At 73.1% G+C, this 20,980-nt stretch carries 7 protein-coding genes; all 7 read right to left on the bottom strand.

Going from position 1 to position 20,980, the window contains the following annotated elements:
• Position 1: 1 nt before the first annotated feature.
• On the bottom strand, positions 2-1,309 hold the full coding sequence (locus tag ACZ4XX_RS02420) for an MFS transporter (protein WP_468506135.1): 1,308 nt from the start codon (positions 1,307-1,309) through the stop codon (positions 2-4).
• Complete coding sequence (gene argH / locus ACZ4XX_RS02425; protein WP_468506136.1) at positions 1,306-2,883, bottom strand: argininosuccinate lyase; 1,578 nt, start codon at positions 2,881-2,883, stop codon at positions 1,306-1,308. The genes ACZ4XX_RS02420 and argH overlap by 4 nt, the downstream gene beginning before the upstream one ends.
• Positions 2,880-4,223, bottom strand: a complete 1,344-nt coding sequence (locus tag ACZ4XX_RS02430; protein WP_468506137.1) for an ATP-grasp domain-containing protein — start codon at positions 4,221-4,223, stop codon at positions 2,880-2,882. Before ACZ4XX_RS02430 ends, argH begins: the two co-directional genes overlap by 4 nt.
• Positions 4,220-5,311 carry a PLP-dependent cysteine synthase family protein gene (locus tag ACZ4XX_RS02435; RefSeq protein ID WP_468506138.1) on the bottom strand — a complete coding sequence of 364 codons (1,092 nt, stop codon included), beginning with the start codon at positions 5,309-5,311 and terminating at the stop codon, positions 4,220-4,222. Before ACZ4XX_RS02435 ends, ACZ4XX_RS02430 begins: the two co-directional genes overlap by 4 nt.
• A 1-nt stretch (position 5,312) precedes the next feature.
• A complete protein-coding gene (locus ACZ4XX_RS02440; RefSeq protein WP_468506139.1) occupies positions 5,313-6,230 on the bottom strand; it encodes a GHMP family kinase ATP-binding protein in 918 nt (305 codons plus the stop codon).
• Positions 6,231-6,578: 348 nt separating this feature from the next.
• Positions 6,579-16,943 carry a non-ribosomal peptide synthetase gene (locus ACZ4XX_RS02445; protein ID WP_468506140.1) on the bottom strand — a complete coding sequence of 3,455 codons (10,365 nt, stop codon included), beginning with the start codon at positions 16,941-16,943 and terminating at the stop codon, positions 6,579-6,581.
• Positions 16,940-20,980, bottom strand: a 4,041-nt coding sequence (locus ACZ4XX_RS02450) for an amino acid adenylation domain-containing protein (RefSeq protein ID WP_468506141.1), incomplete at its 5' end; no start/stop codon positions are given. The genes ACZ4XX_RS02450 and ACZ4XX_RS02445, both read right to left, overlap by 4 nt.

Raw genomic sequence — 20,980 nt, forward strand, 5'->3', positions numbered from 1 at the left:
ATCAGCCTTGTTCGGGAACGGCGTACCGGAGGGCCCGCCGGTCTGCCGGATCGTGTGCGTGCGCCGGAGGCTCGGTCGGCAGGTCCCGGCGCGCCCGCAGGGGGCCGGCGAGCAGCAGTACGGAGCTGACCGCGAGGCCCGCGGTGAGCAGCCACAGCGCGGGCCGCAGTCCGAGTACCCCGCCGAGCACCCCGCCGAGCAGCGAACCGACGGGAATGGCGCCGAAGTTGGCGACGGAGACGCTCGCGGTGATCCGACCGAGCAACTGTGGCGGGCAGTACTGCTGGCGGAACGCGCCCTGGATGACGTTGGCGGACACGACGCCCAGGGCGAGCGCGGCCCCGCCGACGGGCAACAGCACGACCCGCCAGCCCGGTTCGGCCAGCGGGATGAGCAGCCCGAACGGGGCCGTGGCGAACTTGCAGAGCAGCATGCCGCGGGCGGTGCCGAAGCGGCGTGCCACGGGGGTGGCGACGACGGCGCCGAGCAGTCCGCCCACGCTGCTGCCGGCCAGCAGCCAGCCCACCGCGGCCGCGCCGACATGGAGTTCCCGGACGAGGAACACGGTGAGGAGGGCCTGGTAGCCGGTGAGCAGCAGATTGGTGACGGTGCCGTACGTGGTCAGGACGCGCAGGTAGGGGTCGCGCACGGTGTGCCGCAGCCCCTCCGCGACGTCCTTGCGCAGGGCCCGGGGCCGTTCGGGCCGCTCCGGCGTCGGTTCCTTCCCGCGGATGCCCAGCAGGCACAGGGTGGAGACCAGGAAGGTCGCGGCGTCGGCGAGGAGTCCGTTGACGGCTCCGAACGCGCCGGCCAGGACACCGCCGCCGCCGAGCCCGGCGAGCTGCGCGGCCGATTCGCTGCCCTGGAGCTTGGCGTTGGCCTCGGTGAGGTGCTCACGGGCGACGACGAACGGCACGTACACCCGGTAGGCGATGGAGAAGAAGACGTTCGCGACCCCGGTGAGCAGGGAGACCACGAGCAGCTGCGTCATGGTCAGCACGTCGAGCCAGGCGGCGGCCGGCACGCTGAGCAGGAGCACCAGGGAGCCCATGTTGCAGGCCACCATCAGCGGACGGCGCGGCAGCCGGTCCACCCAGGCCCCTGCGGGCAGTCCGAGGAGGAGCCAGGGCAGCCAGGCGGCCGCGGCCAGGGCGCTCACCCAGAAGGTGCTCGCGTCCAGGGTGACCACGGCCACCAGCGGCATGGCGACACCGGTGATGTTGCTGCCGAAGCGGCTGGTCGTCTCCCCCGCCCACAGGAGCCGGAAGTCGCGCTGCCGCAGCAACCCGTCCCGGCGCCGCGCGTTCATCGGGCGGCCACCACCTTGGCGGCGTTCTCGTGGTCCGGTACGTCGTCGGGCGCGTCGTCCGACGTGCCGGCCACGGCCTTCGCGGCGACGACCTTGGCGGCCTCGGCCGACAGGCGCTCGGCGGCGCCGGCCCAGCGTGCGCGGCGGGCCGACGACTCGGCGGTGAGGGCGGCGAGTTCGGTACGCGCCCGGGCCAGGGCCTCGGCCGGTCCGGCGCCGCCGGGGCCACCGCCGTGGGCGCAGGCGGCGGCCACGGTCTCCGGGTCGAGCCAGTCGGCCGGGTATCCGGCGGCGGCCGCGGCCACGTCGGGCTGGGCGCGGGCAGCCTCGGACAGCGGCGCACCGCTGTCGAGGGCGCCGAGGACGGTCTCGCCGACCAGGTGGTGGGCGGTGCGGAAGGGGATGCCGTCCACGACGAGGCGTTCGGCGAGATAGGTCGCCGAGGTGAAGCCCTCACGGGCGCGGTCGCGCATCCGCTCGCGGTCCGGTTCCGCCCCGTCGACGACGAGCCGGAGCAGCGTCACCGCCCGGGTGGTGTCGGCGAGACCGGGCCACAGGTGGCGGGCGGCCTCGGTGCCGACGGCGATGGCGTTGGTGTAGCCGGCGGTCGACATGGCCGCCGCGGCGCCGGTGAATCCGGCGAGGGCGGCGGTCGAGCGGCCCTGGATGTGTTCGAGCAGGAAGGGGTTGCGCTTCTGCGGCATCATCGAGCTGGAGCCGACCAGGTCGTCGGCCATCCGGAGCAGCCCGAACTCCTCCGTCGTCCACCAGGTGAGGTCGCGGGCCACCCGGGCCATGAGGACGCCGAGGACGGCCGCGGCGGAGAGCATGCGCAGCACGAAGTCCCGTGAGGCGACCGCGTCGACCGAATTGGGCACGGCGGCGGTGAAGCCGAGGAGGTCCGCGGTACGGGCCGGGTCCACCGGCACGGAGGTGCCGCCGACGGCACCCGCGCCGAGCGGGTTGACGTCGATCTCCCGCCCGGCGTCGAGCAGTCCGGCGAGCGAGCGCAGCACGCCGCCCGCGACCCCGGTCAGGTAGTGGCCGTAGCCGATGGGCACGGCGGGCTGGCCGTGGGTGTACGCGGGCATGGTGACGTCCCGGTACTCCTCCCCCCTGTCGAGCAGGACCCGTGCCAGCTCGGCCACCTCGTCCAGGAGCTCCCCGTAGGGGCCGCGGACCTTGAGTCGCACGGTGGTGGCGTTGAGGTCGTTGCGGGAGCGCCCGGTGTGCAGCACCCCGCCGGTCTCCTGGCCGAGCCGGTCGACGAGCCAGCCCTCGTACGCCAGGTACAGGCCGCGCGGCATGGGCCGGGCCCGTACGGGGGCGAAGTCCTCGGCGCGCAGGGCGTCGACGGTGTCGAGGAGGGCCGCGGCGCGGGTCGCGTCGACGATGCCGCGTTCGGCGAGCATCACCAGATGAGCCCGGTCGACCTCGCTGATCAGTCGCAGTTCGTCGCCCACCGGGTCGCCGTCGTCGGTGCGGTACTGGTCGTAGACGATGCGGTGGGCACGCGGGTCGAGCCCGGTGCGGAGCCGCCCGGTGTGGACGCCTGTCTCGTGCGTGCCGCTCATGCCGGCACCGCCTCCCTCACCGACACGCTCGGCGTCTCCGGAGCCCCCGGCGTCTCCGGAGCCCCCGGCTTCGTCGGAGCCGTCGGAGCCGTCGGATTCGCCGGCTCCACCGGCGTCAGCGCTGAGGCGAGCCCCAGCGTGAGCGCGGTCTCGGCCGCCTCGGCCGACTCCCCCGGAGTCGTACCGGCTGCGATCACATGGCCCACCCGTCCCCGGAAGTCCTCCGCCGGTACGACCGTGGTTCCGGCCGGGCGGTAGAGGGCGGTGTCCACGACACCGGGCACCGCGCGGGCCGCCGCCTCGGCGGCGCCGACGTCCGCGAGGACGCTGTCGGTGCCGGCCGTCAGGAAGCGGATCGAGGCCGCGCCGGCGGCGTCCGGCGTACCGGTGAGGTCGACTCGCCGGCCGAGCGCGGCCCGCACCTGGGCGCCGACCAGGTCGACGCCCCGGGCCCGGCGCACGAGTTCGGGGATCATGCCGCCGGCCAGCCGCGGGTTCACCTCGATGACGCGGGCGACGTCGCCGTCGAGCCGGAGCTCGACATGGGCCGCGCCCCAGCCGAGACCCAGGGCCTCGACGGCACGTACGGCCGTGTCGACGAGCGCGGCGGCCCGCGCGGCGGGCAGGACGGCGGGCACGTCGTGCCCCGTCTCGACGAACACCGGGGGCGCGCCGACGTGCTTGGCGACCGTGACGACGGCGTCCTCGCCGAAGACCTCCACCGAGAACTCGCGCCCGGTCAGGTACTGCTCGACGAGGACCACACCCGGGGTGCGCAGACCGCGTTCGTTGACGGTGGCGGCCAGCAGGCCCTTCGCGTGGTCGGCCACCTCGGCCCGGTCGCGGCACAGGCGTACGCCCAGACTCCCCGATCCCAGCACCGGCTTGACGACCACCGGCCCGCCGAGCCACTGGGCGGCGGCGAGCGCCTCGGCGACGTCGCCGGCCACCGAGAAGCGGGGCACGGGCACCCCGGCCGCTGCCAGGGTGCGGCGCTGCGCGGCCTTGTCGCGGCAGGCGCGGACGGCGTCGGCGGACGGGCCGGGAAGCCCGAGGCGCGCGGCGAGGCCGGCGGCCGTGGCGACGTAGTACTCGGAGCTGGAGAGCACCCCGGCGACCGGTGCGGCGGCGGCGAGGCCGGTGACGGCGGCCCACAGGGCGTCGTCGTCCGCGGTGTCCACGACGACGGTGCGCAGTCCGTCCTCGGCGGCGTACGGGTAGCGGCCGGGATCGGCGCTCAGCAGGACGGGTTCGGCCCCGAGATCACGGGCCCGGGCGGCGAACTGGCGTCCCGTGCCCGTGGTGTTGGACTCGACGAGGAGCAGCAGCGGGGTGGTCACGACCGGACCTCCGGCGTCATCACGTCACCGAGGTCGTGGACCTCCGGCGTCATCACGTCGTCGAAGCCACGCCGGGCCCACACCAGCCGGGTCCAGGAGGACGGGGCGTCGAGCGGGTGGTCGACGGTGACCGGGCCGCCGGGGGCCGGCGCCGGCTCGATGCCCTGCTCGCGCAGCCACTCGGCGTGGTAGACGGTGGACTGGTAGCGGTAGCCCTCGTCGGGCAGCACCATGACGACCTTGCTGTCCGGGTTGCGCGCGGCCCACCAGGCGGCGACCTGGAAGGAGGCGCCGCTGGTGGGGCCCATGAACAGCCCGTGGTTGCGGAAGAGTTCGTGGGTGGCGTGGAAGGCCTCGGGGGCGGTGACCCAGTGCACCTCGTCGTAGGCGCTGTGGCGCACGTTGCCCGGGTGGATGCTGCTGCCGAGGCCGCGCAGGGTGCGCGGTCCGTCGGGCGAGCCGAAGATGATCGAGCCGTGGGTGTCCACGCCGACGAGGTGCAGCGCCGGGTCGGCGGGGCGCAGGGCGGCGGCGAGGCCGCCGGTGGAGCCGCCGGAACCGACCGGGCCCACCAGGCAGTCGACGGAGCCGACGGTCTCCCCGATGAGGTCGGCGACCGCCGTGTACGCGCCGGGGTTGTCCGGGTTGTCGTACTGGCCGGGCACGAAGCTGTCGGGGTGGAGCCGGCGCAGTTCCTCGACGCGGGCGAGGCGGGCGCCCTGGATGCCGCCGCTCTGCCCGGCGTACTCGACGATCTCGACGGTGGCGCCCAGCATCTCCAGCCGGTTGCGCAGGTCGCGGTCGATGGCGGAGTCGCCGACGATGGTCAGGTCGTAGCCGCGCAGCCGGCACACCATCGCCAGGCCGAGCGCGAAGGTGCCGGAGGAGGTCTCGATGACCCGGCTGCCGGGCCGCAGCAGTCCGGCGGCCTCGGCCCGGTCGATGATGTAGCGCGCAGGCAGCAGCTTCATCAGGCTGAACGCCGCCGCGTAGAGGTTGTCGGTCACCTGGATGATGCGGGGCAGTTCGGTGGCGTCCACCACCGAGTCGTGCAGCCTGCCGACGCCCGCGATCGTGGTCGTAGTCATGTCAGTCACCCGTCGTGAAGATCCACTGCTCGTGGATGCCGATGTTGTGCAGGAGTCGCTGGGCGTGCTCGGTGCGGGCCTCGACCTCGGGGTCGTCGCGGTCGTAGAGGAGCCCGGCGATGTCCCCGCTGTGCGCGGCCTGGATGCCGAGGGCGCCGGTCTCCCGCACGATGGAGCGCAGGCCGTCGAGACGCGGGATGGGCAGGTGCCGCTGGTTGATGTCGGTACTGGCGGTGGCGACGGCGCCGACGAGGGCGACGTCCTTGGTGTGGATGGCCTCGCGCAGCATCACCTGGAGTTCGGCGAAGAGTTCGAGTTCGGCGCTGCCGTACTCGGCGGGCGGGAAGGCCAGGGTGTCGATGCCCCTGCCCTCGTTCTCGGGCCGCGAGCCGAAGCCGAGGACCCGCACGGCCGGCATGCGGTACCCGAAGTCCTCGATGACCTTGCCCTCGCGCTGCGCGAACAGCACCGAGCTCTCGTTGAACATCAGGGAGTCGGACGCCGTCTCGGCCCGGACCGCGATCCTGGCGATCTCCTCGGGGGGCAGTGGGGACACCAGGGCGTCCTGTACGGCCCAGACCGCGGCGAGGACGTCACTCGTGGAGGAGCCGAAGCCGCGGCAGAGCGGCACGTCGCCGGTGAGTTCGAGATGCCCGCCCACCGGCCCCTCCCCGGGCGGGACGCAGGCCTCGGCGGTGAGCTGGGCGGCCCGTCGCGCCTTGGTCTTCCAGGTCGGGTAGACGGTCAGCTCCTCGCCCCGCGCGGGGATGAACGAGGCCCGGGTGGTGTGGACGGTGCACGGCAGGGTGACCAGTCCCCGGGTGAGCTGGCCCTGGTGCGGAAAGACGCCCTGGAGAATTTCGCCGTGATGTATCGGGGCCGAGGCGACGCCGACCCGCCAACCGGAATGATCCACCATGTCCTTGACTTCCTCTGGGGGCCGGACCGCACCGCTCACAGGGCCTGGCCGATCGTGCGGACACCCACACGCTAGGCAGCGCGGGGGCCGGGATCCGGCTGGTCGGGCGGCAGTATGCGGGCAGTTCGGCGCACGGGCGGCCGCCGGGGGCGGCGCCGGGCCCGTACGACGCGGACGTGCCGGGCCGTGTGTTCGACGCGGACGTGCCGGTCCGTCGTGCCGGTCCGTACGACGCGGGCATGCCGGGGGCCCGTACGACGCCGGGCATGCCCGGGCACGCACGGCGCCGGACATGCCGGGGCCCGTACGGCGGTGGTGCAGCCGTACGGGCCCCGTGCGTCCGGGTTCTCAGATGCGGGCGATGCGGGCGGGCCGCAGGCGCCGGGCCAGGACCTGTCCGATCTCCCGCAGCGGCTCCGCCTCGGTCATCCGGGCGTGCTCGCAGTCGACGGCGAACTCCTCGACCCGTCCGGTCACGTACGGCGCCCAGGCCCCGGCGCCCGACGAGGGGGCCGGAGTGCCGGTGGCGTCGAAGAACACCGCATCGCCGCCGAACCGCACGTCCGGCACGTACCGGTACCGCATCCGCAGGTTGTCGAGGGTGGCCGCCACGACGGCCGCCGCCTGCGCGTGCTCGAGGGCGCCGAGCACCGGGTCCGACCGGCGCAGCGCGTCGGCGAGTTCGCCGATGTCCGGCGTCGTGTCCGCGCAGCGCACCTCCACCGTCTCTCCGGCGGAGCCGAGCAGGGCGGTCAGCACGTGCCGGCCGTCGATCTCCGGCGCGCGGAACCCGTCGGGCAGCGGGTAGGAGTCGAGCAGGGCCAGCAGGGCGACGTCCTCCCCCGCCGCTTCCAGCCTGGCCGCCACGGCGTGCGCGACGAGACCGCCGAAGGACCAGCCGAGCAGGTGGTACGGGCCGTGCGGCTGGATCCGGCGGATCTCGGCGAGGTAGTCGTCGGCCATCTCCTCGATGGAGGACGGTGCGTCGTGCGGGCCGCCGAGCCTGCGGGCCTGGAGCGCGACGACCGGCCGGTCCTGGTCGAGGTGGGGCAGCAGACCGGCGTACCCCCAGCTCACTCCGGACACGGCGTGGACGCAGAACAGCGGGGCTTCACCGGAGTTCGTCTCCGTGACGGCCCGGATGGGCAGCACGGTGCCGAGGGGGTCGTCGCCGCTGCCGGCCGCGATCTGCTCGGCGAGCAGGGCGGGCGTGGGGCTCCGGAACAGGTCGCTGATGGTGATGCGGGTGTCCCAGACGGCGCGGATGCGGCTGATCAGGCGGGTGGCGCGGAGGGAGTGGCCGCCGCGGTGGAAGAAGTTGTCGTCGATGCCGACGGATTCGAGTCCGAGGTTGTCGGCGAAGAGGCCGCAGAGGATCTCCTCGGCCGGGTTACGGGGTGCTCGTCCGCCCTCGCGGCCGCCGGTGTCGTCGGGAGCGGGCAGGGCCCGGCGGTCGAGCTTGCCGTTGACCGTGCGGGGCAGGGCGTCCAGGACCACGAAGGCCGACGGAACCAGGTGCTCGGGCAGTCGGGCGGCGACGTGCCGGCGCAGCTCCTCCGGCGCCGCCTCGCCGACCACGTAGGCGACCAGACGCCTGTCGCCGGGCCGGTCCTCCCGTACCACCGCCGCGGCCTGAACCACCGAGGCGTGCGCAGTCAACGCGGCCTCGATCTCACCCGGCTCGATACGGAAACCACGGAGCTTGATCTGCTCGTCACCACGGCCCAGGTACTCCAGGTCACCCTGCTTGTTCCACCGGGCCAGATCCCCCGTGCGATACATCCGCGCACCGTCGGGACCGAAGGGGTCGGCGACGAAACGGTCCGCCGTGAGCGCCGACTGCCCGATGTAACCGTGGGCGAGACCGTGCCCGGCCACGTACAACTCCCCCGGCACACCCGGAGCCACCAGCTCCAGGTTCGCGTCCAGGACATACGCGTGCTTGCCGGCCAGCGGACCACCCACCGGAATGCTCGCCGCACCCGCGGCCGCACCCGGCTCGATCACGAACACCGTCGTGAACCCCATGCTCTCCGCCGGACCATAGCCATTGAGCAGATGCAGCTGCGGGTGGTCGGCCAGGGCCCGGGCGGTGTGGGTCGGGGACGCCGCCTCCCCGGCGGTCATGGCCTCCTTGACGTGGGCGAGGGTCTGGGGGTGCTCGTCGAGCATGTGGTTGAAGAGGCTCGCGGACATCTGGAGCGTGGTGACCTGATGCTGCTCGACGAGCTCCGCGATCAGATGGGGATCGGTGTGCTGACCGGGCTGGAGGACGCAGACCCCGCCGTGCAGCAGCGGGCCGAAGACTTCGAGCGCGAAGGCGTCCCACGAGACGGGCGAGCACTGCAGGAACGTCTGCTCCGGACCGAAGGCCAGATAGTCCGGGCCCACGAAGGTCGCCGCCAACGCACGGTGCGAGGCCATCACGCCCTTCGGCAGACCCGTCGAGCCCGACGTGAACATCACGCAGGCGACGGATTCGGGTGATCCACCCGTCTCCACGGCAGCCCCGGAGAGCGCACTGACGTCGGTGGTCTCTGCCGTCAGATCGACGACCACCGCCTCCGTGGCGAGCCGCGGCAGATGCGACTGGGTGAGGAGAGCCGCCGGCGCCACCTGCTCGAGGACGCCGTTCAGCCGCTCGACCGGGAACAGCGGGTCCAGCATCGTGTACCCGGCACCCGCCTTCAGCACCGCGAGCAGCGCGGCCACCATCTGCGGCGAACGCTCCACATGCACACCCACCAGATCACCCGGGCGCACCCCCCGACCCGACAGATGACGGGCCAACCGGTTCGACCAGACATCCAGCTCCCCGTAGGACACGACCTGGTCCTCGAAGACCAGCGCCGTCGCCTCGGGCGACCGCGCCGCCTGCCCCGCGAACAGACCGTCCAGACCGAGTTCCGGAGCCTCGGTCCGTACGCCCGCCCACGCGGTGAGCTGTTCCCGCTCGTCCTCCTGGAGGAGCGCCATCGCGCCGACGCGGGCGTCGGGCTCGGTCGCGGCGGACTCCAGGAGGAGCAGCATGCGGTCGAGGAGACGCGTGATCGTCTCGGGGCCGTAGAGGTCGGTGGCGTACTCGACGGTGATGTCGAGCCCGTCCGGACTCCCGTCGGCCGCACGCCGCTCACCGAACGCGAACGTCAGGTCGAACTTCGCGATCCGCAGCTCCGGAGCCACGAACTCCGCCCGCAGATCACCGAGTCCAGGTGCGCCCACCGCCGTGTCACCCACGGTGAGCATCACCTGGAACAACGGATGCCGGGAAGCCGAGCGCTCCGGGTTGAGCACCTCGACCAACCGGTCGAACGGAAGGTCCTGATGAGCCCACGCGGAGAGATCCGTCTCCCGCACCCGGCCCAACACCTCACGGAAGGTGGGATCACCACCCACATCCGTACGCAGAACCAACGTGTTGACGAAGAAGCCCACGAGATCGTCGAGAGCCTGATCCGTCCGCCCCGCGACCGGCGAACCGATCGGGACATCCGTGCCGGCACCACACCGTGACAGGAGGGTGGCGACAGCGGCCTGAGCGACCATGAACAGGGTGGTTCCGGTCTCGCGCGCCAGCCCGGTCAGGGCGGCGTGCGTGGGCGCGGGGGCGGTCACCGTGTGGGTGGCCCCGCGATAGGAGGCGACGGCCGGCCGGGGCCGGTCCGCGGGCAGTGTCGCCTCCTCGGACAGTTCGGCCAACTTCTTTCGCCAGAAGGCGACTTGGCGCTCCTCATCGATGGCGAGGAGACTCCGCTGCCAGAGGGTGTAGTCGGCGTACTGGACCGGGAGCGGCGCCCACTCCGGGGCGGCGCCCGCACTGCGGGCCGTGTACGCCGTGGCGAGGTCCCGCAGGAGCGGGCCGTTCGACCAGCCGTCGGAGGCGATGTGGTGCATCACCACCAGAAGCACGTGCTTCCCGGGGGACAGCTCCAGCAGATCCGCGCGGATGGGCAGATCGGCGGAGAGGTCGAACGTGGTGCCGGACAGTCCGGCCAGCACCTGGGGCAGCGACTCCTCCGTCACCGGGGTCACCGGGAGCGCGAGGTCGGTCGCCGTGAGAGAGCGGATCGCCTGGTGCGGCGAGCCACCCTCGGAGGGGAAGGAGGTCCGCAGGGATTCATGGCGTACGACGACGTCGACGAGCGCGAGACGCAGTGCCTCCACGTCGACGCGGCCGGTGAGCCGTACGGCCAGCGGAATGTTGTACGTGGGCGAGGGCCCCTCCAACTGGTCGAGGAACCAGAGGCGTTGCTGGGCGGAGGACAGCGGGAGCCGCTCGGGCCGCTCGCCTGCCACCAGGGCGGGGCGCTCTTCCTCGCCGCCACTCACCGCGATCAGCTCGGCGAGCCGCGCCACGGTCGGGTGTTGGAAGATCTCCCGCACCCCGAGGCGCACGCCGAAGGCGTCGCGGATCCTGGAGGTGAGTCTGGTGGCGCGGAGGGAGTGGCCGCCGCGGTGGAAGAAGTTGTCGTCGATGCCGACGGATTCGAGTCCGAGGTTGTCGGCGAAGAGGCCGCAGAGGATCTCCTCGGCCGGGTTACGGGGTGCTCGTCCGCCCTCGCAGCCGCCGGTGTCGTCGGGAGCGGGCAGGGCCCGGCGGTCGAGCTTGCCGTTGACCGTGCGGGGCAGGGCGTCCAGGACCACGAAGGCCGACGGAACCAGGTGCTCGGGCAGTCGGGCGGCGACGTGCCGGCGCAGCTCCTCCGGCGCCGCCTCGCCGACCACGTAGGCGACCAGACGCCTGTCGCCGGGCCGGTCCTCCCGTACCACCGCCGCGGCCTGAACCACCGAGGCGTGCGCAGTCAACGCCGCCTCGATCTCACCCGGCTCGATACGGAAACCACGGAGCTTGATCTGCTCGTCACCACGGCCCAGGTACTCCAGGTCACCCTGCTTGTTCCACCGGGCCAGATCCCCCGTGCGATACATCCGCGCCCCGTCGGGACCGAAGGGGTCGGCGACGAAACGGTCCGCCGTGAGCGCCGACTGCCCGATGTAACCGTGGGCGAGACCGTGCCCGGCCACGTACAACTCCCCCGGCACACCCGGAGCCACCAGCTCCAGGTTCGCGTCCAGGACATACGCGTGCTTGCCGGCCAGCGGACCACCCACCGGAATGCTCGCCGCACCCGCGGCCGCACCCGGCTCGATCACGAACACCGTCGTGAACCCCATGCTCTCCGCCGGACCGTAACCGTTCAGCAGATGCAGCTGCGGGTGGTCGGCCAGGGCCCGGGCGGTGTGCGACGGTGAAGCGGCCTCGCCCGCGGTCATGGCCTCGCGGATCCCCCTGAAGACCGCCGGGTACTCGTCGAGCATGTGGTTGAAGAGGCTTGCGGACATCTGGAGCGTGGTGACCTGGTGCTGTTCCACCAGCTCCGCGATCAGGTACGGGTCCGTGTGCTGACCCGGCTGGAGGACGCACACCCCGCCGTGCAGCAGCGGGCCGAAGACTTCGAGCGCGAAGGCGTCCCACGAGACGGGCGAGCACTGCAGGAACGTCTGCTCCGGACCGAAGGCCAGATAGTCCGGGCCCACGAAGGTCGCCGCCAACGCACGGTGCGAGGCCATCACGCCCTTCGGCAGACCCGTCGAGCCCGACGTGAACATCACGCAGGCCACCGACTCCGGCGAACCTCCCGTCTCCACCGCCGCACCCGACAGCCCGCTCACCTCGGCGATGTCGGCCGTCAGATCGACCACCACCGCACTCGTGGACAGCGTCGACAGGTGCGTCTGGGTGATCAGCGCGGCCGGCGCCACCTGCTCGAGGACGCCGTTCAGCCGCTCGACCGGGAACAGCGGGTCCAGCATCGTGTACCCGGCACCCGCCTTCAGCACCGCGAGCAGCGCGGCCACCATCTGCGGCGAACGCTCCACATGCACACCCACCAGATCACCCGGGCGCACCCCCCGACCCGACAGATGACGGGCCAACCGGTTCGACCAGACATCCAGCTCCCCGTAGGACACGACCTGGTCCTCGAAGACCAGCGCCGTCGCCTCGGGCGACCGCGCCGCCTGCCCCGCGAACAGACCGTCCAGACCCAGACGGGGCGCGTCGGTGGCCGGTCCCGACCACTCGGCCAGACGCCGGTCCTCCTCGTCGCCGAGCAGCGCCAGCCGGGAGACCGGCCGGTCGGGGTCCGCCACCGCGTCCGTCAGGAGGCGGGTGAGGCGGTGCGCGACGGCCTCGGCCGTGGAGCGGTCGTAGAGGTCGGTGGCGTACTCGACGGTGATGTCGAGCCCGTCCGGACTCCCGTCGGCCGCACGCCGCTCACCGAACGCGAACGTCAGGTCGAACTTCGCGATCCGCAGCTCCGGAGCCACGAACTCCGCCCGCAGATCCCCGAGTCCAGGTGCGCCCACCGCCGTGTCACCCACGGTGAGCATCACCTGGAACAACGGATGCCGGGAAGCCGAGCGCTCCGGGTTGAGCACCTCGACCAACCGGTCGAACGGAAGGTCCTGATGAGCCCACGCGGAGAGATCCGTCTCCCGCACCCGGCCCAACACCTCACGGAAGGTGGGATCACCACCCACATCCGTACGCAGAACCAACGTGTTGACGAAGAAGCCCACGAGATCGTCGAGAGCCTGATCCGTCCGCCCCGCGACCGGCGAACCGATCGGGACATCCGTGCCGGCACCACACCGTGAGAGCACGGTGGCCACGGCGGCCTGGGCCACCATGAAGGCGGTGGTGCCGGTCTCCCGTGCGAGCCCGGTCAGCGCCCGGTGGACCGGGGCGGGGCAGGACACGGTGAGAGTGGCGCCCTGGTAGGAGGCGACGGCGGGCCGGGGCCGGTCCGTCGGCAGCGTGGCCTCCTCGGGGAGGCCGGCCAGCACCGCACGCCAGTGTTCGAGTTGGGGAAGCTGCTCGGCACCGAGGAGGTCGCGCTGCCACAGCGTGTAGTCGGCGTACTGGACCGGGAGCGGCGCCCAGTCGGGGGCGGCGCCCGCGCCGCGGGCCTCGTAGGCGCGGCCGAGGTCGGCGAAGAAGGGGGCGTTCGACCAGCCGTCGGAGGCGATGTGGTGGGTGACGACCATGAGGACGTGTTCCTCGGGCGTCAGACCGAACAGGGCTGCTCGGATCGGCAGTTCGGTGGTGAGGTCGAAGACCCCGGCGCTCTCCTCGGCGAGCAGCCCGGGGAGGTCCTCCTCCGTCGCCCTCGCCGTCGACAGGGGTACGTCGATCCCGTCGGCGGCGAGGATGTGCTGGTGGGCCTCGCCGTCGGCGGTCCGGAAGACGGTCCGCAGGGATTCGTGGCGTACGACGACGTCGGTGAGCGCGAGACGCAGGGCGTCGGTGTCGAGGCCGCCGGTGAGCCGTACGGCCAGCGGGATGTTGTAGGTGGCCGACGGGCCTTCCAACTGGTCGAGGAACCAGAGGCGTTGCTGCGCGGACGACAGCGGCACCCGGTCGGGCCGGTCCTGGACCGTCAGGGCGGGACGGGCCGGCTCGCCGCTGCCGGTGGCGACCAGCTCGGCGAGCTGGGCCACGGTCGGGTGCTGGAAGATGTCGCGCACGGTGATCCGCGCGCCGAGGGCGGCGCGGATCCGGCTGACCAGCCGGGTGGCGAGCAGGGAGTGCCCGCCGAGCCGCAGGAAGTGGTCGTCGACGGTGACGGAGGCGCGGCCGAGGATGTCGGCGAAGAGGCCGCACAGCACCTCCTCGACGGGGCCCCGCGCGGCCCGCCCGTCGCTCTCGCCGGTCAGTACGGGCTGCGGCAGGGCACGGCGGTCGAGCTTGCCGTTGCCGGTCAGCGGCAGGGCGTCCAGGACGACGAACGCGGACGGCACCATGTACTCGGGCAGGGCGTCGACGGCGTGCCGGCGCAGGGCGGTGGTGTCGACGTCGTCGCTCGCGGTTCCGGAGTCGCCGCCGTGTCCGACGAGGTAGGCGACGAGCCGCTTGTCCCCCGGCCGGTCCTCGCGGACGATCACGGCGGCCTGTGCCACGGAGTCGTGGGCGACCAGGGCCGACTCGATCTCGCCCGGCTCGATGCGGAAACCACGCAGTTTCACCTGCTGGTCCGCCCGCCCCAGGTACTCGATCTCGCCCTCCCGTGACCAGCGCACCAGGTCTCCGGTCCGGTACATCCGTGAGCCCGGGGGTCCGTACGGGTCCGCGACGAACCGCTCGGCGGTCTGGGCCGGGCGGCCCAGATAGCCGCGGGCCAGTCCGGCGCCCGCGATGTACAGCTCGCCGGGGACTCCGGGCGCCACCAGGCCGAGGTGGTCGTCGAGGACGTACAGGCGGGTGTTGTCGAGGGGCCGGCCGATGGGCAGCGCGCCGTCGTAGTCGAAGGGCCTGCGGACCGGGTGGGACGTGGCGAACGTCGTGGTCTCCGTGGGGCCGTAGCCGTTGACCACGGTCAGGTTCGGGCAGGCCTCCATCACCCGGCGTACCGCCTCGGGCGGCACCACGTCGCCGCCCGTCCACACCTCACCGAGCCCCGCGAACGCGCCCGGCTCCTCCTCGGCGACCAGCCGGAACAGACCGGCGGTCAGCCAGAGGCCGGTGATCGACTCCTCGGTGAGGACCGCTGCCATCGCCGCCGTGTCGAGGACTCCGGGCGGGGCGACCGCCACGGTGCCGCCCGTCAGCCAGGGCGCCCACAGCTCGTAGGTCGTGGCGTCGAAGGTGTGCGGGGAGTGGAAGAGCACGCGCGCGTGGGCGGGCCGGGTCCAGCGGTGGTCCAGGGCGAGTTCGGCGACGTTGCGGTGGGTGACGGCGACGCCCTTCGGCACGCCCGTCGAGCCCGAGGTGAACATCACGTACAGCCACTGGTCGGGGTGCGTGGTGACTTCGGGGGCGGTCTCCGGGTGGGCGGCGAGCTCGGGGTCCCGGTCGAGCCCGTCGACGAGGACGATCCGTACGCCGGTGGCCTCCGTGAGGATCTCGTGGTCCGCGAGCGCCGGGTCGACGAGCAGGACGGGCGCGGCGGTGTCGGCGAGGATGCGGGAGAGCCGGGAGGCCGGGTCGACGGCGTTGAGAGGGGCGTACACGCCGCCGGCCTTGGTGATGGCGAGCAGGGACAGGACCAGGTCGACCGAGCGTTCCATCAGGACGGCGACGACGGTCTCGGGTCCCACGCCGAGCGAGCCGAGGCGGTGCGCGAACCGGTTGGTGAGGGCGTCGACCTCGGCGTACGTGTAGCCGCGGCCCGCCTGGGCGAGGGCCACCGTGTCCGGGGTGCGTGCGGCCTGCTCGGTGAAGAGGTCCGCGAGGGAGGCCTCCGGCACCGGGGTCGCGCGGCCCGTCCAGGTGTCCAGGAGCAGGGTGTGCTCGGCCTCGTCGAGCAGGTCGAGTCCGGAGAGGGGGGTGTCGGGGTGGGCGACGGCCTCGGCGAGCAGCCGACCGAGCCGGGCGAGCAGCGCCTCGACGGTCTCGGGGTCGTACAGGTCGGTGGCGTACTCGGCGGTGATGTCGAGACCGCCGGGACGGCCGTCGTCGGTGAGGTGCTCGTCGAATCCGACGGTGAGGTCGAACTTGGCGGTGCTGGTGGGCGAGTACTCGGCGCGGGTCCGGAGGCCGGGGAAGTCGGCACCGGCGGCGGAGCCGGAGTCCGTGGCGGCGGCCGAGGAGCTGCCGGTCCCCGCTGCGGTCGCTCCCGCCTGCACCAGGGTCAGCATCACCTGGAAGAGGGGGTGCCGGTCGCCGGTGCGCTCGGGGTTGAGGGCCTCGACGAGCCGGTCGAAGGGCAGGTCCTGGTGTGCCCACGCGGCCAGGTCGGTGGCCCGGACGCGCTCCAGGAGCTCCCGGAAGGTCGGGTCGCCGCTGACGTCGGTGCGGAGCACCAGGGTGTTCACGAAGAAGCCCACGAGGTCGTCGAGTGCCTCGTCGGTCCGGCCGGCGACCGGGGAGCCGACGGGGACGTCGGTCCCGGCCCCGGAGGCGGCGAGCACGGTCGCGAGCGCCGCCTGCGCCGCCATGAAGAGGGTGGCGCCGCTCCCCCGGGCCAGCTCGACGAGGGCCGCGTGGGTCGCGGGCGGGCAGTGGAGAGTGCGGGTGTCTCCGCGGTAGGAGGCGACGGCGGGGCGCGGCCGGTCCGCGGGGAGGGTGGCCTCGGCGGGGAGTCCGGCCAGCCGCTCGCGCCAGTAGGCGATCTGCCGCGCCATGACGCTGTCCTCGGCGTCGGCGTCGCCGAGCAGTTCGTGCTGCCAGAGGGTGTAGTCGGCGTACTGGATCTCCAGCGGGTCCTGCTCGGGGGCGCGGCCGGCGACGCGGGCCCGGTAGGCGTGGGCCAGGTCGCGGAGCAGCGGGGCGATGGACCAGCCGTCGGAGGCGATGTGGTGCATGACGACGAGGAGGACGTGCTGGTCGTCGTCCGCGTCCGTCCGTCCGTCCCCGTTCGCGAGGCGGATCAGCCGCGCCTCCACCGGCAGGTCGACGGCCAGGTCGAAGACATGGGCCGACTGGGCGGCGAGGACGTCCGCGAGGGTCTCCTCCGTCGCGGTGAGGACGGGCAGTTCGAGGCGGACGTCCGCGGCCTCGCGTATCTCCTGGTACGGCGTGCCCTCGCGCTCCGGGTAGACGGTGCGCAGGCTCTCGTGCCGGGCGATCACGTCGCCGAGGGCCAGGGTCAGCGCCTCGGTGTCGAGGGTGCCGGTGAGGCGGAGGGCCAGCGGGATGTTGTAGGTCGCCGACGGTCCCTCCAGCTGGGCGAGGAACCACAGGCGCTGCTGGGCGTATGACAGGGGAATCACTGGGAGGCTCCCATCCGGCGCATCGGCCGCAGCTTGGGTCGCGCGGTCTCGGCGCGGTCGAGTCGCTCGGCCAGGGCGGCCACGTTCGGGTTCTCGAAGAGGGTGGGGACCGGGAGTTCGGCCCCGAGGGCGGTGCGGATCCGGCTGATCAACCGGGTGGCGAGCAGGGAGTGCCCGCCGAGGCGGAAGAAGTCGTCGTCGATGGTGACGGCGGGGACGCCGAGGACGTCGGCGAACAGCCCGCACAGGACTTCCTCGCGCGGGTTGCGCGGCTGCCGGCCGCTGCCGGTGGTCGTGGCGGCGGGTGCGGGCAGGGCACGGCGGTCCAGCTTGCCGTTGGAGGTCAGCGGCAGGGCGTCCAGGACCACGAACGCGGACGGGACCATGTAGTCGGGCAGGAGGCCGTCGGCGTGGGCGCGGAGCAGGTCGGGGTCCGGGGCGGTGCCGCCGTGTCCGACGAGGTAGGCGACGAGCCGCTTGTCGCCGGGGCGGTCCTCGCGGACGATCACGGCGGCCTGTGCCACGGAGTCGTGGGTGACGAGGGCCGACTCGATCTCGCCCGGCTCGATGCGGAAACCGCGCAGCTTCACCTGCTGGTCGGCCCGCCCCAGGTACTCGATCTCGCCCTCGCGCGACCAGCGCACGAGGTCGCCGGTCCGGTACATCCGTGAGCCCGGGGGTCCGTACGGGTCGGCGACGAACCGCTCGGCGGTGAGCGCAGGCCGGTCGAGGTAGCCCTGGGCGAGTCCCGTGCCCGCGATGTACAGCTCGCCCTGGACGCCGGCCGGCAGCAGGCCGAGGTGCTCGTCGAGGACGTAGAGCCGGGTGTTGTCGATGGGGCGGCCGATGGGCAGCGCGCCCTGGTAGTCGAAGGGCCGGTGGATCTCGTGGGAGGTCGCGAACGTCGTGGTCTCCGTGGGCCCGTAGGCGTTGACGACGGTCAGGTTCGGGCAGGCCTCCATCACCCGGCGTACCGCCTCGGGCGGCACCACGTCGCCGCCCGTCCACACCTCACCGAGCCCCGCGAACGCGCCCGGGTCCTCCTCCGCGACCAGCCGGAACAGGCCCACCGTCAGCCACAGACCGGTGATCGCCTCCGTGGCGAGGACCGAAGCGAGCGCCGCCGTGTCGAGCAGGCCGGGCGGGGCCACGACGAGGGTGCCGCCGGACAGCAGGGGCGCCCACAGCTCGTACGTCGTCGCGTCGAAGGCGAGCGGCGAGTGCAGCAGCACACGGCGGTGGGCGTCGCCCGTGAACCGGGTGTCGGCGGCGAGCTCGGTGATGTTGCGGTGGGTGACGGCGACGCCCTTGGGCACGCCGGTCGAGCCGGAGGTGAACATCGCGTAGGCGAGCTGCTCGGGGTGGACGTCGACCTCGGGGGCGGTGTCGGGCAGGTCTGTGGAGAGTGCCTGAGCGATCGTCATCATGCGTGCACCCGAGGGGAGTTCGACATCACCGGGTGCACGGTCGGTGAGGAACAGGGTCCCGCCGGACATCCGTACGATCAGCTCGATGCGGTCCGCCGGGTAGCGGGTGTCCAGCGGTACGTACACCGCGCCGGCCTTCACCACGGCGAGGATCGCCACGACGGCTTCCGGGGAGCGTTCCAGGAAGAGGATCACACGCGACCCGGGCCGTACCCCTTCGGCGATCAGCCGGTGGGCCAGCCGGTTGGCGCGCCGGTCGAGCTCCGCGTACGTCAGCCGCTCTCCGCCGAGCGTGACGGCGACGGCGTCCGGTGTACGGGCGACCTGCGCGGCGAACAGCTGCGGCAGCGAGGCGGCGGGGCGGGACCGCGCGGTGCCGTGCCAGGTGTCGAGGAGCTGGGTGCGTTCGTCGGCCGCCAGGACGTCGAGGTCTCCGATCGGGACGTCGGGGGCGCCGGCGGCCGCTTCGAGGAGCCGGACCAGGCGGGCGGTGACGGCCGAGACGGTGGCCGCCTCGTAGAGGTCGGTGGCGTACTCGACGGTGATGCCCAGGCCGGCCGGGCCGCCGTCGTCCGCCCGGTGCTCGTGGAACGTGACCGTGAGGTCGAACTTGGCGATGTCGAGCGCCGTGAACTCCGACTCGGCCCGCAGACCCGGAAGTCGGGGTACGGGACCGGCCGCGTCGGTGACCGAGAGCATCACCTGGAAGAGGGGGTGGCGGGCGGCGGAGCGCTCGGGGTTGAGGGTCTCCACGAGCCGGTCGAAGGGGACGTCCTGGTGCGCCCAGGCGGCCAGGTCGGTGGCCCGCACCCGCTCCAGGAGCTCCCGGAAGGTCGGGTTGCCGCTGACGTCGGTGCGCAGCACCAGGGTGTTCACGAAGAAGCCGACCAGGTCTTCGAGGGCTTCGTCGGTCCGTCCCGCGACCGGGGAGCCGAGCGGGATGTCCGCGCCGGCGCCGGAGCGCGACAGGAGGACCGCAGTGGCCGCCTGCGCCACCATGAAGAGCGTCGTGCCGTTCTCACGGGCCAGCCGGGTGAGCGCGGTGTGCAGGTCCGCGGGGCACTGGACGGTGAGGGAGGCGCCCCGGTACGAGGCGGTGGCCGGCCGTGCCCGGTCGGCGGGCAGCGTCACCTCCTCCGGGAGCCGGTCGAGCGCCTGGCGCCAGTGGTCGAGCTGCCGCTCCTCGTCGGCGGCGAGCAGGGCCTGCTGCCAGAGGGCGTAGTCGGCGTACTGGACGGGCAGCGGCTCCCACGCGGGCGCCGCGCCTTCGATCCGGGCGGTGTAGGCGGCGCCGAGGTCCCGCATGAGGGGGGTGTTGGACCAGCCGTCGGAGGCGATGTGGTGGGTCACGAGGAGCAGCACGTGCTCGTCGTCCGTGATCCGCACCAGGTCGGCGCGGACGGGCAGTTCGCGGGCCAGGTCGAAGGTGGTGGCGGACAGGTCGCGCAGTACCGCGGGCAGTGCGTCGCGTGTCGCCGGGATGACCGGCAGGTCGAGGTGCGCCCCGGCGGCCGGCACGACCACCTGGTGGGGCGTGCCCTGCTCGGCGGGGAAGACCGTGCGCAGCGCCTCGTGCCGCCCGACGACATCGGCCAGGGCGAGCCGCAGCGCGTCGGCGTCGAGGACTCCGGTGAGGCGTACGGCGAGGGGGATGTTGTACGTGGCCGACGCGCCCTCCATCTGCGCCAGGAACCAGAGCCTCCGCTGGGCGGCGGACAGCGGCACCCGCTCGGGCCGGTCGCCCGCCACGAGGGCCGGCCGCCGCCCCTGCCCGTCGGCACCGGGGTCGGCGAGGAACTCGGCGAATCCGGCGACGGAGGGGCAGCGGAAGAGGTCGCGTACGGACACCTGCGCCCCCAGGGTGTGCCGGATGCGGCTGACCAGCCGCGTACCGAGGAGGGAGTGTCCGCCGAGGCGGAAGAAGTCGTCGTCGATGGAGACCGCGGGCAGTCCGAGCGCGTCGGCGAAGAGTCCGCACAGCACCTCCTCGACGGGGGTACGGCCCTGCCGGCCGCCGGGCCCGGTGCCGAGCCTGGGCGCGGGCAGGGCGCGGCGGTCGAGCTTTCCGTTGGCGGTCAGGGGAAGGACGTCGAGCTCGACGAAGGCGGAGGGGACCATGTACTCGGCGAGGCGCTGCGCGCAGTGGCGCCGCAGGCCGTCGGTGTCGACGCGGGTTCCGGGCGCGGGGACGACGTAGGCGACGAGGCGCTTGTCGCCCGGCCGGTCCTCCCGCACGATCACCGCGGCCTGCGCCACCGCGTCATGGGCCAGCAGCGCGGTCTCGATCTCACCGAGCTCGATCCGGAAACCACGCAGCTTCACCTGCTGGTCCGCACGCCCCTCGAACACCACCTCACCGAACTCGTTCCACCGCGCCAGGTCACCCGTCCGGTACATCCGCTCACCCGCAGGACCGAACGGATCCGCCACGAACCGCTCGGCGCTCAGCGCCGACCGACCCACATACCCCCGAGCCAGGTGACTCCCCGCGACGTACAACTCCCCCACCACACCCGGGACGACCGGACGCAGCCCCTCGTCCAGCACGTACATCCGCGTGTTCGCCATCGGCACACCCAGATGCAGACGCTCCACCACCCGCTCACCCGG

Source organism: Streptomyces sp. NPDC029956, from assembly GCF_055574655.1.

Coding starts and splice junctions, on each gene's coding strand:
- ACZ4XX_RS02420 (WP_468506135.1), bottom strand. CDS start 1,309: ATGAACGCGCGGCGCCGGGACGGGTTGCTGCGGCAGCGCGACTTCCGG.
- argH (WP_468506136.1), bottom strand. CDS start 2,883: ATGAGCGGCACGCACGAGACAGGCGTCCACACCGGGCGGCTCCGCACC.
- ACZ4XX_RS02435 (WP_468506138.1), bottom strand. CDS start 5,311: ATGACTACGACCACGATCGCGGGCGTCGGCAGGCTGCACGACTCGGTG.
- ACZ4XX_RS02440 (WP_468506139.1), bottom strand. CDS start 6,230: ATGGTGGATCATTCCGGTTGGCGGGTCGGCGTCGCCTCGGCCCCGATA.